This is a genomic window from Pseudoalteromonas sp. APC 3358 (assembly GCF_030408075.1).
GTDB lineage: Bacteria > Pseudomonadota > Gammaproteobacteria > Enterobacterales > Alteromonadaceae > Pseudoalteromonas > Pseudoalteromonas arctica.
This window is the reverse complement of the sequence record NZ_JASDCE010000002.1, coordinates 155,473-172,053: the sequence shown is the minus strand read 5'-3', so window position 1 is coordinate 172,053 and position 16,581 is coordinate 155,473. Positions and strand designations below refer to the sequence as shown.

Here is a 16,581-nt window from a genome sequence, read left to right as displayed (position 1 = left end):
TCACCATTAGGAATTAGGGTTCATCAGGGTCTGGTCTTTTTTGCCAAGACCAAACACCAACCTCACGTTTAACACCCTCCCCCGTCATCACGCCCTGAAAATAAGCAATTGATGAGTAATGCATTTCATGGATAAAATGAAAGCCATGCTTGCACATGGATGTGCTTTCATGGCGTTTACGTTCACATCAATTGTGGTTTGAAGGATTAAGCGTGATGCTCGGGTGCGCTGAGAGAGTCCAGAGAGGGGTCAGCGGCAGCCCCTCTTTGGCTGCCGTCGCCAGCACGACAAAACCTTGAATAAGGTTTCTAATTTCTAGAAGTGTGAAACGTATTCGCGTTATCTGTAATAGTAACCTCAAGCACCTATTCAAATACTTGTTCGGGCTGCCGCCCGCGCCTCAGTAAGCTAAACGCCTACAATAAATAACACATACTCTTGGTTTTTGAGCGAGTAAGTATATTTGTGAATTGTTGGGTTTCGTTTCACTCTACCTAGCCTATGCAACTTGTGTTGTAAGGCGAAAGTTAAGTGCTTTCATCACTTTAAAAATAGTTTCCCAACGTGGTTTAGTTTTACCGTTAACTGCTTTATATAAGCTTTCACGGTTTAACCCCGTTGCTTTAGCAATATCACTCACGCCATGCTTTTTAACTAATAAGCCAAGTGCTTCAATAAAGGTATTTGGATCATCATCAGCTAAACACTCTTCTAAAAATGTATTAATTTCTTGCTGTGTTTCCATATAATCAAACGGATTAAAATCTGATGTTTGTAGCGCCATAATAATTACTCCAATTTATTCAACTTGCTAAACAAATGTAGCCTAAAGGCTACGAGTGCACAATGTTATTTATAACTTTTGGGCTGGCGCCCGCGCGCCAGCAAGCTAAACGCCTACGGTAAATAACATATACTCCTGCCTTTTGAGTGAGTAAGTATATTTGTGATTTGTTGGGTTTCGTTTCACTCTTCCCAACCTACGCCCATATAATTTATGGCGAATCACCACACACAAAAAAGCCGTTGCATTGCTGCAACGACTTTTTTAATTTTGATAAATTCCCAAACTATAATAGAACTTACTTCCCATTAAAGTTCAAAAATTAGTCTCTGATCTTAGTCGCGATAAGTCTCTACCGCTGGGCATGAACATACTAAGTTACGGTCGCCGTACACGTCATCTATACGTGTAACCGTTGGCCAGAACTTGTTTTTAGCCACTGCAGGCACTGGGAATGCAGCGTAAAAACGGTCGTACGCGCGGTCCCATTCGTTACCTAACACGTCGCCTTGTGTATGCGGTGCAAACACTAGCGGGTTGTTTTCGATTGACCATTCACCAGAAATTACTTTTTCAATTTCGCCTTTAATTGACACCATTGCTTCGATAAAGCGGTCAATCTCACCTTTTGATTCAGACTCAGTTGGCTCAATCATTAATGTGCCAGCTACTGGGAACGACATAGTTGGTGAATGGAAACCGTAATCTTGCAAGCGCTTAGCGACGTCCATTTCAGTAATGCCTGATTGCTCTTTAAGCGGGCGTAAGTCAACAATACATTCGTGAGCAACACGGTTGTTACGACCACGGTATAAAATTGGGAAGTGCTTGCTTAGCTCATGCGTTAAGTAGTTAGCATTAACGATTGCCATTTCAGTAGCTTGTTTTAAGCCCTCTGAACCCATCATGGTAATGTAAGCCCATGAAATAGGTAAAATAGCGGCTGACCCGTAAGGCGCTGCCGATACCGCACCGTTACCAATGTTAGTACCTGGTACGTTAATTACGCTGTGGTTTGGCATAAATGGCGCAAGGTGCGATTTAACACCAATTGGGCCAACACCTGGACCACCGCCACCGTGTGGAATACAAAACGTTTTATGCAAGTTTAAGTGCGATACGTCAGAGCCAATAAAACCTGGGCTTGTTACGCCAACTTGCGCGTTCATGTTAGCGCCGTCCATGTAAACTTGGCCGCCGTGCTCATGAATAATGTCGCAAATTTCGCGAATTGTTTCTTCGTATACGCCGTGCGTAGACGGGTATGTGATCATGATGCACGATAAGTTTTCAGACACTTCCTCAGCTTTCGCTTTAAGGTCTGCCATGTCTACGTTACCGTTTTTGTCGCAGTTAACTACCACAATTTTCATGCTCGCCATTTGCGCTGATGCAGGGTTAGTACCGTGCGCAGAGCTTGGGATTAAACATACATTACGGTGTGCATCGCCGCGTGATTCGTGATATTTACGAATCGCGATTAAACCTGCGTATTCACCTTGCGCGCCAGAGTTTGGTTGAAGTGATACTGCATCGTAACCGGTAATGTTTACTAGCCAGTCGTGAAGCTCGCCAATCATTATTTGGTAACCCTCTGCTTGATCCAGCGGGCAGAATGGGTGAAGGTTTGCAAACTCAGGCCACGTAATTGGGATCATCTCGGCAGTCGCGTTTAGCTTCATGGTACATGAGCCTAACGAGATCATTGAGTGATTAAGCGATAAGTCTTTGCTTTCTAGTCGCTTAATGTAGCGAAGCATGTCTGTTTCGCTGTGGTAGCTGTTAAAGTTTGGATGCGTTAGTACTTCGTCATCACGTACTAAACTTGCAGGGATAGACTCGCTGCCATTTGCTTCAACGTCTGCTGCAATAGCGTCAACACTTAGGCCATGGCCTTCGCCTAAAATAATATCGAATAACTCAGTAATATCGGCGCGTGTTGTTGTCTCTGATACCGAAATTGAGTACTCGCCTTCGTGGTTTGTTGCAAAGTTTACGCCTTTTGCAATTGCACGTGCTGTTACGTCGTCTTTGCTGTCGCTTACTACTGTTAGCGTATCAAACCAAGTACTGTGCTTAAGTGCGATGCCTTTAGCTTTAAGGCCAGCAGCTAAAATATCAGCAAAGCGATGTATACGCTGCGCGATAGTTTTTAAGCCTTGTGGGCCGTGGTACACCGCGTAAAACGCTGCCATGTTGGCAAGTAATACTTGCGCTGTACAAATGTTTGAGTTGGCTTTGTCGCGGCGAATGTGTTGTTCGCGCGTTTGCATTGCCATACGTAGTGCGTCGTTACCTAAACGGTCTTTAGATACACCAATAATACGACCTGGTAATGAACGTTTGTATGCGTCACGTGTTGCAAAAAATGCTGCGTGTGGGCCGCCGTAACCCATAGGTACGCCAAAACGTTGAGCCGAACCAAGTACTACGTCTGCGCCTAGTTTACCCGGTGCTTTTAACAGTAATAAACTCATTATGTCGGCAGCAACACAGGCAATGGCCTTTTTGCTTTGTACGCCAGCGATTAGGTCAGTTATATCTACCACTTCGCCTGATGTAGTTGGGTATTGGAACAATGCGCCAAAAATGTCGTGATTTACGGCATCTTCTGCTTTACCTACAATTATTTCAAAACCAAACTGCTCGGCACGCGTTGTTACTACGTCGATTGTTTGTGTGTGTACGTCGTCGGCAATAAAAAAGGCATTGGCTTTTTTAGCTTTTGATACGCGTTTTGCAAGGCCCATAGCCTCTGCAGCCGCTGTTGATTCGTCAAGTAGTGATGCACTTGCTAAATCAAGACCAGTTAAATCTAGGGTCATAGTCTGGAAGTTTAATAATGATTCTAAACGCCCTTGTGCAATCTCTGGCTGATACGGTGTGTACGCTGTATACCAACCTGGATTTTCTAGTACGTTACGTAAAATTACGTGCGGTACGTTAGTTGGGTGGTAGCCTTGGCCAATGTACGATTTGAAAACTTTATTTTTGCTGGCTACTGATTTTAGGTAGCTTAGTGTTTCAACTTCAGTACGGCTTTCGCCAACTGTTAGCGGTTGTTCTAGACGAATGCTAGCCGGTACAGTTTGGTCAATGAGCTCTTGCACACTCGATACTTCTAAAGCACTTAGCATATCGCTTACTTGTGCTGGGCTTGGCCCAATATGGCGGCGAATAAAATCTTGCTTTTGCTCTAGTTCTTCAAGAGATTTGGCGTTTGACATGAATCCAGATTCCTATGATCCTAAATGCTAATGGGTAACTAGCATTAATTAAAATATTTGACGATTTAACAGTTCACTCAGTATGGGGTGGTGAGCTGTAAAATCATAAAAGCCCCATTTTTATACATTAAACGGGGCTTTTAGTTATCTTCAAAAAATGATTATTCTTCGTCGATAGTGTGCGAGTAACCTTCAGCGTCTAATAAGTTGTCTAGCTCAGACTCGTCAGATGCTTTAATACGGAATAACCAACCGTCGCCGTAAGCGTCGTTGTTTACTGTTTCAGGTGAATCTTCAAGTTCTTCGTTAATAGCAACAATTTCGCCACTAATTGGTGCGTAAATGTCTGATGCTGCTTTAACCGACTCTGCTACTGCACAGTCTTCGCCAGCGTCTACTTCGTCGCCAACTTCTGGTAATTCAACAAATACCATGTCGCCAAGAAGTTCTTGTGCATGCTCAGAAATACCAACAGTAAATGTACCGTCGCCCTCGTTACGAACCCACTCGTGTGAAGGTGCGTATTTTAACTCGCTAGGAATGTTGCTCATTTTATTTGTCCTTTGGTTTATATTGGGAGGATACCAATCACAATAATTATTGTGATTGGTATAACCAAATTATTTAAATTATTGATTTTCCGTTACGTACAAAGCTAGGCTTTACTACTTTAACGTTTACTAATTTTTTACGCATTTCTACTTGAGCTGTATCGCCTGTTGAACGTGGTACACGTGCAAGGGCTACACTAAAACCAAGTGTTGGTGAAAAAGTACCAGAAGTAATAATACCTATCCCACCGTCAACAATTACTTTAGAACCGCTACGCAAAACGCCTTTTTCTTCAAACACTAAACCAACTAGTTTGTCAGTGCTTTTTTCTGCGCGTTGCTTAACAAGTACATCACGGCCAATAAAGTCGCGATCTTCTGGTTCCCATGCAATGGTCCATGCCATGTTAGCTGCAAGTGGTGATACGCTTTCGTCCATATCTAGGCCGTAAAGGTTCATACCTGCTTCTAAACGTAGCGTGTCGCGTGCACCTAAACCAGCAGGCTTAACCCCTGCGTCTAGCAGTTGTTGCCATAAATCGGCTGCTTGGTCGTTCGGTACTACTATTTCGTAACCGTCTTCGCCAGTATAACCCGTTGTGGCAATAAATAAATCACCTACTTGAACACCAAAAAACGGCTTCATGCCTTCAACAGCTGCTTGTTGCTCGGCATTTAAAAGAGTGGCTGTTTTTGCTTTAGCGTTAGGGCCTTGTACTGCAATCATTGCAAACTCAGGGCGCTCTGTAACGGTTACGTCAAAGTCGCTCGATATGTTAGCTAAATGCGCTAGGTCTTTTTCGCGCGTTGCTGAGTTAACAACTAGGCGGTAAAAGGTTTCACTAAAGAAATAAATAATTAAGTCGTCTATTACACCGCCTTGCTCGTTAAGCATGCCTGTGTAAAGCGCTTTACCTGGTACGGTTAATTTTGCAACGTCGTTAGCTACTAGCTTACGTAAAAATGCTTGTGCTTGAGGCCCTTCAATATCAACAATAGTCATGTGTGATACATCAAACATACCAGCGTCGGTACGCACGCTATTGTGTTCTTCTATTTGTGAGCCGTAGTTGATTGGCATTTCCCAGCCATGAAAATCAACCATTTTAGCGCCCGCTTCTAGGTGCTTAGCATGTAGTACAGTTTTAGAAGTCATAACATTCCTTCACGTTTAAATTAACCCTGTTTAGGGCGTGGCTTAAATAGACTTTAATTGCTTAATCGCAATTAAAAACAGGTAAACATTGTTATGTTCACCTGTTGTTTGTATTCGTTATGCGGCTTCACTATGCATAAGTGCAAAACCTTGCGCTTGCATGTAGCTTTGCCATTTTTGTAATTCTTGTTGTTTAGCGACTAATACAAAGTGTTGTTCGTCGTTTTTATCAATGGCGGTAATAAATACATCACCACTTTGCGCACCGTAGCATAGTTGCGCGTCAGAAAGGCGCAAACCTGGTGTTAATTTAAAAGCATTTACTAGAGTATCAAACGCGTTGTCGCCACTTAAAATAAAGCTTGCTAGGTCGGTGCGTACTACATAATCAATATCAAAACGTAGTTGTTGCTCGTTTATAAGTGCTTGTAGTTGAAGGCTTGCGTTGTGTGGCAGTACGAATCTAAAGGCGGTTTCGCTAAAGTAATAAACAGCAAAGCTGAAGTCAGAATTATAGTCGCCATCAAGCGTGCCTTTTAAGCCTAAACCGCTGGCGGTAAGCTTAGTTAAATCAAGGCCTAAAATAGTGCTTAAAAATACACTGGTCTCGGTGCCGCTAAAATCCATTACAACGTGATTGTTGTTAGTTTGCAAAGCGTTAGTAACCGCACTACTTGCGTTGCTGTGGCGGGCAAACATTATTGGGTTAAAAGTCATAACAAACACCTGTGTATTTTCGATTACAAAAGTATATTGCCCACGCCTACCAACAACAAATTGTAATTTTTTATCAATTGATAAATAATACTTATATATATAGCTATATAAATTGTAATTTTAAATATGAAAAACATATCAACAGACGGTTTACGTACTTTTGTAATGGTAGTTGAAATAGGTGGCTTTGCTAAAGCTGGCGATTTACTTGGCTTGTCGCAACCTGCTGTCAGTTTGCAAATAAAGCGCTTAGAAGACGTGCTTGGCTATAAACTATTTAAAAAACAAGGACAGCGCCAAGTATTAAACCAGTACGGCGAGCTATTATTGCCTATGGCAAAACAAATGATGCAACACAACGATGCTATTTTGCAGCAGTTCACATCAGAAAACATCGCAGGTAAAGTGCGCTTGGGTATTCCGAGCGAATTTGCTGCGCGTATTTTACCTTCTATTATTGGCGACTTTGTGGCGCTCTACCCTGAGGTGTCGTTAGAAGTTAAGTCGCGTTTAAGTAAGCATTTACTTTCAGCGTCTCGCCAAGATCAGTTCGATTTAGTACTTGCGCTAAATGAGCGACTCAACTCTGATAAGTTTCCTATTTTTATGCAAGACGAACTGGTGTGGGTGGGCGACCTGTCACTTGCGCAAAACGACGTGGTTACGCTAGTTACCGCACCAGAGGGGTGTATTTATCGTCGCCGTGCAATTGATGCATTAAAAAGTGCGGGCATAAAATACCGAATTGTATATAGCAACGCCGATTTAACCGGCCTTATTGCCGCGTTAAAAGAAGGCTTAGGTATTACGGTACTTGCTAAAAGCACAGTACCGAGTGAGCTTAACTATCAGGTTCAAACCAAACATTTACCCACTCTTGGTAATATTGGTATCAGTTTAATTAAAAGTTCGGGTGAATCTGACCATGCAGTAGACAAACTCGCGGAGTTTATAGCGCTACGTTTAGGTTATAGCTAATCCAAACTTTATAACTAGCTAGCTAATTATAGATAATACAAAAGAAACAATTTAGTTAACAAAGTTGCGTAAGCTGGTGCTTTTAGTTCTATTAAACTGAATAATTAAATACTTAATAACATTGATTCGTATTCGTTAACGTGTTCAAATTACGCCAATTAAGATAATTGACATGATTAGGAACACAATGAACCCTAAGTTTTTAGTATCTACCCTAGCAACTGCGGTTGCTTTGTCTTTTAGTGCTACTGCAATAGCAAAAGACACCAGCAATAAAGAACAACGCTTTGAACAAATTACCGTTATTGGCTCAGAACAAGCAATTAACGATATTCCTGGTTCGGCTACGTTTATTTCTGATGAAGAACTTCAAAAATTCAAATTTACTGATATTTCTCGCGTTTTAGCGTCTGTTCCGGGCGTTTACGTGCAAGAAGAAGACGGCTACGGCCTTCGTCCTAATATTGGTATGCGCGGCACAGGTACTGGTCGTAACGATAAAATATCAGTAATGGAAGACGGTGTATTAGTTGCACCAGCACCATATTCAGCACCATCTGCTTACTACTTCCCTACTACGGGTCGTATGGAGTCTATTGAAGTATTAAAAGGCGCGGCATCAGTTAAGTATGGCCCGCGTACTACGGGCGGTGTTTTAAACTTACTTTCGCGCAGCTTACCTACGGAGCCAAATAGCTCAAAAGGTATGGTAGATGCAGCCCTTGGTGGTGATGGTTACTACAAAGGTCACGCTTACTTCGGTAAAGAAAAAAACAACACAGCAGGCTTAATTGAAGTATTTACTTACGGCGCAGATGGCTTTAAAGAGCTGCCAGTAGGTAATGACAACACCGGCTTTGAAAAAACAGATTTACTATTAAAGTTTGGTCATACGTTTGGTCAAAACGATGCGCATAATCTTGAGCTAAAAATTAAGTACTCTGACGAAACATCAGACGAAACATACATGGGCTTAACTGACGAAGACTATCAAGAAAGTCCTTACCGTCGTTATGCTGCATCGCAAAACGATGAAATGAATACTCGCCACAACGCATACCAACTTAACTACGCGTACCGTTTTGGTGATGGCTATGAGTTTTTAGCTACGGCTTACTTAAACGATTTTCATCGTAACTGGTATAAAGCCAGCAAAGTAAGCGAAAGCTACCTTGAGCAATACAGTGAATTTGAAGCAAACCCGACAAGCGAAGGTATTGAAGGTATTGGTATTAAAGCTAATAACCGCGATTACCAAGCTAAAGGTATTCAGTCTGAATTACATATTCCTGCAGGCGATCACTATGTGACTGTTGGCGTACGTTACCACGAAGACGAAATGGATCGTTTTCAATGGGAAGACAAATACACACTTAATCAAGACCTAAGCTTAACGCTTACAGAGCAAGGCGTTCCGGGCTCTGACAGCAACCGTGTAGATAGCGCAGAAGCAAGTACATTGTTTATTCAAGACGAGTGGACAATTGATGCATTAGTAGTAAGTGCAGGCCTTCGTTATGAAGACATTACTATTACGCGTGAAGAGTGGGCTAAATCAGATCCAACACGCAGCAACGGTTTAACTAAAGATGTGTCGAACGACACTGAAATTTTAGTGCCGTCACTAGGTGCTACTTACACGCTTAACGAAAACGTAACGCTACTTGCGGGCATTCAAAAAGGTTATGCACCAGCAGCACCTGGTAATGCTGACCAAGAAGAAGAGGAAAGTGTAAACATTGAGTTTGGCTCTCGCTTTAATATGGATGGCTTTAGCGGTGAAGTAATTGCGTTTTACTCTGACTACAGCAACATGCACGGTAACTGTACTGCAGCGGTTGGTTGTAGCGACGACAACATTGGCGACCAATACAACTACGGTGAAGTAGAAGTAGCGGGCTTTGAATTTAGTGCAGCACGTACGTTTGCAACTGATACAGCTATGTTCCCAGTTAAATTAACGTATACCTACACAGACTCTGAGTTTAAAAACGATTTTGATTCAGAAATTTGGGGCACGGTAGAAAAAGGCGATGCAATGCCTTACGTACCAGAAAACCAAGTAGCGTTATCGTTAGGTGCTGAGTTTTCTGCGTTTGTAGTTAACAGCCAAATACGTTACGTATCTGATGCGCATGCTAACTTAACGCAGTCGGGCTTAAACGCAATTGATAGCCGCGTAGTATGGGATTTAGCTGCTAAATACTTAATCGATGAAAATCAAAAAGTATACCTAAGCGTTGATAACTTGTTTGATAAAACATACGTTGCTAACCGTTCAAACGGTGGCATTCAACCAGGTAAGCCGCGTACTGTACAGATGGGCTACACTTACTCATTCTAAATTGAAAGCTGGTTAAACGGTTCACTAACAGCGTTAATAATTTTTTATGTAAGAACACTACACATCTAAATTATTGCCTTGTTATTAAACCGTTTACCTGCGCTTTGTATAGGAGAAATGGTTCACTAACAGCGTTAATAATTTTTTATGTAAGAACACTACACATCTAAATTATTGACTTGTTATTAAACCGTTTACCTGCGCTTTGTATAGGAGAAATGGTTCACTAGCTGCGTTAAAAATAACTCATATAAGAACAACTATATTTCGTTATTTTTGCCTTGCTATAGGGTTATTTTCCTATCGCTATGATAGAGCATCAATTCAGTACAATTGGTGCAAAGTTAAAAGCGTAAGTTACAGATACAAAAAAGCCGAGATTGAATTTCAATCTCGGCTTTTTAATACTCAATTTAAATTAGGTATTATTTATTAGGTATTAGTTATTTGCGTTACGTTGGCGTAATACTTCAAACAAACAAATACCTGTCGCTACCGATACGTTTAAGCTTGAAACAGTACCCGCCATTGGGATTTTAACAAGCATATCGCAATGCTCACGCGTTAAGCGTCGCATGCCCTCGCCTTCTGCGCCCATAACAATAGCCATTGGCCCCGTTAAGCTTGCATCAAATACGTGGTTATCAGTTTCGCCAGCAGTGCCTACAACCCATACGCCTGCATCTTTAATTTCGCGAAGCGTACGTGCAAGGTTAGTCACTTGAATTAGCGGTACTGTTTCGGCTGCGCCACAAGCTACTTTACGTGCTGTGCCGTTAAGCTTGGCAGAGCGATCTTTAGGTACAATTATAGCGTGAACACCTGCAGCGTCTGCACTACGTAGACATGCGCCTAAGTTATGCGGATCGGTAATACCATCAAGCACAAGTAAAAACGGTGTGTCTTCACGCGCGATTATCGCATCAAGATCTTTTTCGTTAAACGTTGGCGCTGCTTTTACGTTGGCAATAATACCTTGATGCTGCTCACCCTTTGATTTGCTATCAAGGGCTTTACGCTGCATAAACTGTACTGAAATACCAAATTTACGTGCTTCATCAATAATCGGAGTTGAGCGTTTGTCGTCACGACCTTTAAGGGCGTAAATTTCTACAAAGCGCTCTGGCTCGCTTTCTAAAATTGCTTCAACAGAGTGAAAGCCAAAAATTAATTCATTACTCACGTATTATCTGCTCCTGGGCTAGTACTTTTACGGGCATTTTTGCCAGCTCTTTTAGGCTTTTTAACTGCCTTCTTCTTCGGCTTTTTCTTTACGGCAGTGTCTGCTGCTTTTTTATCTGCGGGTTTAGTTGCAGACTTATTTGCAGGCTTGCCTTTATCTTTATTTGCTGGCTTTTTTTTACCTTTTGGTTTGTCATCGCTGTGTGACTTTTTACCCGGTACTTTGCCTGCTTTTAATTGCGAACGCACACTTGCTGGAGCATGCTCAGATTTACCTGAACCTTTTTTTGGCGCACGACGACGTGAGTATCTGTCTTGTGCAACATCGCCTTTAAGCGTTAAGTTGATACGGCGATCGTCTAAACTAACCGACGCAACTTTTACTGTTACTTTATCGCCAAGGCGATAAACTTTGTGAGAGTGCTCACCTATTAGGGTGTGTTTTGCAGCGTCATGTGCAAAAAATTCGTCGCCTAAATTAGTAACATGAATAAGCCCATCAATTTGTAAATCGTCTAAACGAATAAACAAACCAAAGTTAGTGACCGATGAAATAACACCGTCAAACTCGTCACCTACATGATCTTGCATAAACTCACATTTAAGCCAGTCGGCTACTTCGCGAGTTGCATCATCGGCGCGGCGCTCTGTGGTAGAACACTGCTCACCTAGTTGATCAACTTCGTCGTCGGTATAAGCGTATTCGCCAGACGTTTGCTGACCTTGTGCTTTTATAACTGCTTTAATAGCACGATGTACTACTAAATCTGGGTAACGACGTATTGGCGATGTAAAGTGCGCATAAGCCGATAACGCTAAACCAAAGTGACCAATGTTATCTGGCTGATATACAGCTTGTTTCATTGAACGCAGTAGCATAGTTTGAATAAGCTCGGCTTCTGGGCGGTCACCTAGTCGCGCTAATACTTGGGTTATTTCTTTTGGTGTTGGCTCGTCGCTTAATGTGCTTTGAATACCTAACTCGCCTAAAAACTTAGTAAAGTTACCTAGTTTTTCGCTGTCTGGTTCGTCATGCACACGATAAAGCGCGCTTGCTTCGTGCTTTTCAAGAATTTTAGCCGCCGATACGTTGGCTAAAATCATACATTCTTCAATTAGTTTGTGCGCATCGTTACGAATAACAGGCACTATTGATTCTATTTTACGCTGAGCGTTAAATACAAAACGTGTTTCTAGGGTTTCAAACTCAATGGCACCACGGTCTTGGCGTGCAGCTTTAAGTGCCATATACATTTGCTGTAAGTCAGTTAAATGTGGCACTACGGCTGAGTATTCTTCGCGTAGTTTTTCGTCGTTTTGTAAAATGGCATTTACTTTGGTGTAAGTTAAACGTGCATGCGAGTTCATTATCGCTTCGTAAAACTTATAGCCCGAAAGTTTACCCGCGCTCGATACGGTCATTTCGGCAACCATACATAAGCGATCTACTTTTGGATTAAGCGAACATAATCCGTTAGAAAGCACTTTTGGTAGCATCGGAATTACTTGCTCAGGGAAATACACTGAGTTACCACGCAAAATTGCTTCTTTGTTAAGCGGCGTGTTCATTCCTACGTAATGCGATACATCGGCAATGGCAACCCATAAGCGCCAGCCACCCGATTTTTTAGGCTCACAATATACGGCGTCATCAAAGTCGCGAGCGTCTTCGCCATCAATGGTTACAAGTGGTAAGTCACGTAAATCTACGCGGCCTTGTTTGTCAGCGTCTTCAACAAACTCACCTAGGTGAGCAACTTGTGCTTCAACTTCTTCTGGCCATACGTGTGGAATATCGTGATTGCGAAGTGCGACTTCAATTTCCATACCTGGGGCTAAATGCTCACCAAGTACATCAATAATTTTACCTACCGCGTTCATGTTGCGGCTTGGATTTTGAGTGATTTTAACCTGCACCATTTGGTTATGGCGGGCACCGTTTTCGTTGCCTGGTAAAATCATTATATCTTGCGTTATGCGCGGGTCTTCAGCTACCACAACGGCAACACCATGCTCTACAAAGTAACGGCCAACAATTGGCGCGCGCTCGTTAGTAAGCACTTTTATAATACGTGCATCGCATTTTGAGCCAGAGCCACGCTTAGTGCCTTTAGCTAGTACAATGTCGCCATGTAACACCATATTCATTTGGTGCTTGGCAATAAACCAATCTTTACTCTCGCCTTCAACTTCTAAAAAGCCAAAACCGTCTCTGTGGCCTATTACTTTGCCTTTAGTTAAACCGGCTTCGTCAATTAGGGCATAGCATTTAAATTTATTAAAATACAGCTGTCCGTCACGCTCCATAGCGCGAAGGCGGCGTTTAAATGCTATTTGGCGTTCGTCATCGTTTACTGCTAGTTCTTCACATAATTGCGCGTAGTTAGCAGGCTTTGAACGCTCTTGAAGGTGAGTAAGTATAAACTCACGACTAGGGACTGGGTTTTCGTACTTTTCTTGTTCTCGACTGAGATTTGGATCTTGGTTTGACATTCACTATCTTGTTAGTTGGTTATGTAGGTATTTTAACCCATATAGTTATAATGAGACAGGTAAAAGCGATTAAACTTTTAAGAAAGCACTTTTACCTTGCTGTTTATCTTGCTGTATAGTTTAAAAATCTAGCGCAATGGGGCTTAACGACCCCTTAACTACAAAGTGTTTAGTCATCTAGTAGCTATGCTAAAACCCTTTCGCGCTATTATAACCTGAGCTCTGGATAATAAATCTATCTCGAGCAGCTATTTTCAGCGCTAACAGCGTTGAATATACTTGCAATAGGCCAGCTATTGACGCGTAAATTCGCCTTGTTTTCACTGAAAATCTCTGGCTAGAGAAAATAAATTTAAATATCACCATGATTCAATACGTTAGTAAATCTCTTAACCAGAGTTCAGGTTATTTATTTTTTTGTAGGTTTTTCCAGAGCAGTTTGCTTATATTATCAATAAAGCTTGGGTCTTCCTCTTTCATTGTAAGCAAAATTTGCTTATTCATTTGTGATTTATTTTGAGCGTAAATCCAGCGGTTTTTATTAAACTGCTGGGCAAACTCAAGTACACCTGCTTGTAGTTCATCGTTATTTGCAAACACAGCTTCAACCACTTTATTGTCTAGCAACTGCTGTGCACCAACACGCTCTCCTGACATAGCTAAACGATTAAAGAATGTTTGCGAAATAGCTTTATTAATTATAGGAAACATCGACGGTACAAACGGCACCATCACATCCACTTCAGGAAAACAAAAGAAGCCTTTATCTGACTTCATAAATCTAAAATCGCACGCACACGCAAGCACCGAACCATTGCCATAGGTATGCCCGTTTAACGCAGCAATAATAGGCATAGGAAAAGTAACTATGCGCTCAAACAAGTCACTTATTTGAATCATAAAGTCAGAAATTGCAGCAGGTAAAATACTTGGATTGGACATCCATTGAAGGTCGATACCCAATGACCAGTTTTTGTCACTCGAGGACGTTAAAATAACTGATTTAATATTTTGATCTGCTTCAATGTGGTCAAGGTGTAAATTAAACTCGGCCAAAAACGCTGGATTGTGACGGTTTTCAGCGGTATTCATGGTGAGTATAGCGGTGTTATTTTTAGTTGTTAGTTCTATTATATTTGCCATTAAACCCTCTTTTAACGCTTTTTAAGCTAATTTTAAGCGCTGTTCGTTACTTTTATAAGTAATATAGTAATACTTTGCTTATAATTTATAAACCCACTATTTAAAGCCATCCTTTTTGTTTAGCTATACGTGCAGCATCTATACGGTTAGTGGCGTTTAGCTTAGCAATAGCATCTGATAAATAATTACGTGTGGTACCTTCACTTATAAATAACTGCTTGGCTATGTCGCTTGTTTTAAGGCCGTCGCTTGCAAGTTTAAGCGCTTTGCGTTCTTTATCGGTAAGTGGATCTGCGTCGTCCAATGCATTAATAGCAAGCTCTGGGTCTATCACTTTTTGTCCCTGCATTACTTTTTTAAGCGCATTTATTAGCTCTTCACTGGGTGCTTCTTTTAAAATAAAACCTTTAACACCTGCTATAAGCGCTCGCCTAATATAACCCGCACGAGAGAATGTGGTCATAATAACCATTTTTATAGCGGGGAACTTAGCGGCTATTTTTTCACTCAGCTCTATACCATTCATAGTTGGCATTTCTATATCGGTTAAAATTATATCGGGATGTAAATCACTATCAAGCGCTTCAATTGCATTAAGTGCATCTTGCCCGTTACTTGCTTGCCCAATAATCTCAATATTAAAATCGAGTCCTAACAATGCTGCTACTGCGTCGCGCACAAGCGCTTGATCTTCCACTAAATACACTCTGATCATTGTAAATCCTTAGCTGAAATTGGTAGCATTACATTTAAAGTAAAAATATCGCCACAGGTAAATGTTGCACTGCCATTGAGTTGCTCTGCCCGCTCTTTAATACCATTTAGGCCATTGCCCGAATTTAATGTGGAGCACGGTGCTCGATCAATAACGGTAATGAGTAGCTGCTGCGCTGTTTGTTCTATATTTATTTCGCAATTTTTTGTGCTGCTATGGCGTAGCAAGTTGGTAACGGCTTCTTTAATTATAAGGCCGGCGATACCCTCTACTTTAGCGGGTAGAGTATTTAAAACTACACTAAATGAAACGTTAAAGTCTTGCTCTATTAATCTTTGTTTTAACTGTGCTACTTGGCTAACAAGGTTAAGCTGTTTTAAATCACTAACGGCGCTTCTTACATCACTAAGTAACTGCCTTGCAAGATCTGCCACTTGTGCAATTTCGCTATTTGCTTGAGCGTAACGCTCACCTTGGTTTAATTTATTGGCAAGCTCAGCTTTTAAAGCAATAGATGATAATGAGTGACCTAAAATATCGTGCAAGTCGCGGGCTATCCGTTCACGTTCAGCAATTGCTGCTAATTGCTCCAATTGGTTAGCGTTTTCTTGCTCACGTTTTTTGTACAGGCTCTCTCTTTTAGCTGCAATACCGTAACTAAATAAGGCTGCACATAAAATCAAAGCAACGGCTAAAAAGTATTGCACCTTCCCTATATCACCAATATATGCGCTTAATAAAACCGTAGATATAATCGCGAGTGCAGCATAAATTCTTTGATGGTAGCTGTATGCATAGCCTGCTACGTACGCTGCAAAGCCAAATAAAGTAGGAGTACCAGTGGTGTAAAAAGTGGCGCAAAAACAAATTAATAGCATGGCTACAAACAACTTGGTCACCCCTGCACTTTTGCAGTTTATTGCTTTTACATATAAAAGAATAAAAGCAACATAAAAGGCTAAAGACATCGTTATTTGGTTAGCAGTAAAGCTCGCAAAATTAATTATTAGTGGGAGTAAATAAAAGCCTGTAAAAATTAAATGCCCATATTTCCAAAAACCTTTATCACTTTGTTGAGAAAAGGAGTTAAGCGAGCTCATACTAATACCTCAGGCATATTATTTTTACTTATAGGACTATTTTTATTAATAAATATAAATAACATAAAAATGCACGCCAGCATAAAGCAATCTGCGTACGTAATCGTAAAACTTAACGCCTCTAGCACTTCATTAATAGTTAAGCTGATTAAAATTAAAGAATTCATAATTATCCCCTGTTGAGTAAGGTA

General features: G+C 41.3%; 13 protein-coding genes. 2 read left to right on the top strand and 11 right to left on the bottom strand.

Annotated elements, in window-relative coordinates; all coding sequences use genetic code 11:
* Positions 1–13 precede the first annotated feature (13 nt).
* The 6 genes from QL995_RS03475 to QL995_RS03450 all read right to left on the bottom strand — a co-directional run bounded on the left by QL995_RS03475 (position 14) and on the right by QL995_RS03450 (position 6,435).
* Positions 14–157 carry a hypothetical protein gene (locus QL995_RS03475; protein WP_290292801.1) on the bottom strand — a complete coding sequence of 48 codons (144 nt, stop codon included), beginning with the start codon at positions 155–157 and terminating at the stop codon, positions 14–16.
* Between the two features lie 342 nt (positions 158–499).
* Positions 500–784 carry an addiction module antidote protein gene (locus tag QL995_RS03470; RefSeq protein ID WP_007579952.1) on the bottom strand — a complete coding sequence of 95 codons (285 nt, stop codon included), beginning with the start codon at positions 782–784 and terminating at the stop codon, positions 500–502.
* A 335-nt stretch (positions 785–1,119) separates the two neighbouring features.
* Positions 1,120–4,011 carry an aminomethyl-transferring glycine dehydrogenase gene (gene gcvP / locus QL995_RS03465; RefSeq protein WP_290292797.1) on the bottom strand — a complete coding sequence of 964 codons (2,892 nt, stop codon included), beginning with the start codon at positions 4,009–4,011 and terminating at the stop codon, positions 1,120–1,122.
* 161 nt (positions 4,012–4,172) lie between these two features.
* A complete protein-coding gene (gene gcvH / locus QL995_RS03460) occupies positions 4,173–4,562 on the bottom strand; it encodes a glycine cleavage system protein GcvH (protein WP_002958029.1) in 390 nt (129 codons plus the stop codon).
* Between the two features lie 73 nt (positions 4,563–4,635).
* The gene (gene gcvT, locus QL995_RS03455; RefSeq protein WP_290292794.1) at positions 4,636–5,718 is read right to left on the bottom strand and encodes a glycine cleavage system aminomethyltransferase GcvT; all 1,083 of its coding nucleotides are present in this window, start codon (positions 5,716–5,718) and stop codon (positions 4,636–4,638) included.
* 117 nt (positions 5,719–5,835) lie between these two features.
* Entirely contained in the window at positions 5,836–6,435 is a 600-nt protein-coding gene (locus QL995_RS03450) for a hypothetical protein (RefSeq protein ID WP_010554322.1), read from the bottom strand.
* Between the two features lie 126 nt (positions 6,436–6,561).
* Here QL995_RS03450 and QL995_RS03445 point away from each other — a divergent pair, with 126 nt between their 5' ends.
* The gene (locus QL995_RS03445; RefSeq protein ID WP_007579940.1) at positions 6,562–7,413 is read left to right on the top strand and encodes a LysR family transcriptional regulator; all 852 of its coding nucleotides are present in this window, start codon (positions 6,562–6,564) and stop codon (positions 7,411–7,413) included.
* Between the two features lie 187 nt (positions 7,414–7,600).
* Positions 7,601–9,757: a TonB-dependent receptor gene (locus tag QL995_RS03440; RefSeq protein WP_290292789.1), complete on the top strand. Its 2,157-nt coding sequence runs from the start codon at positions 7,601–7,603 to the stop codon at positions 9,755–9,757.
* Positions 9,758–10,196: 439 nt separating this feature from the next.
* Here the strand turns inward: QL995_RS03440 and rlmB are convergent, their stop codons facing one another.
* From rlmB to QL995_RS03415, 5 genes are all read right to left on the bottom strand, one after another.
* Entirely contained in the window at positions 10,197–10,940 is a 744-nt protein-coding gene (gene rlmB / locus QL995_RS03435) for a 23S rRNA (guanosine(2251)-2'-O)-methyltransferase RlmB (protein ID WP_007378377.1), read from the bottom strand.
* Entirely contained in the window at positions 10,937–13,432 is a 2,496-nt protein-coding gene (gene rnr, locus QL995_RS03430; RefSeq protein ID WP_197236754.1) for a ribonuclease R, read from the bottom strand. The genes rlmB and rnr overlap by 4 nt, the downstream gene beginning before the upstream one ends.
* Positions 13,433–13,837: 405 nt before the next feature.
* A complete protein-coding gene (locus QL995_RS03425) occupies positions 13,838–14,575 on the bottom strand; it encodes an enoyl-CoA hydratase/isomerase family protein (protein WP_290292782.1) in 738 nt (245 codons plus the stop codon).
* Between the two features lie 100 nt (positions 14,576–14,675).
* Positions 14,676–15,290, bottom strand: coding sequence for a response regulator transcription factor (locus QL995_RS03420; RefSeq protein ID WP_010554318.1), 615 nt, complete (start codon positions 15,288–15,290; stop codon positions 14,676–14,678).
* A complete protein-coding gene (locus QL995_RS03415) occupies positions 15,287–16,390 on the bottom strand; it encodes a sensor histidine kinase (RefSeq protein WP_290292777.1) in 1,104 nt (367 codons plus the stop codon). The genes QL995_RS03420 and QL995_RS03415 overlap by 4 nt, the downstream gene beginning before the upstream one ends.
* Between the last annotated feature and the right edge of the window lie 191 nt (positions 16,391–16,581).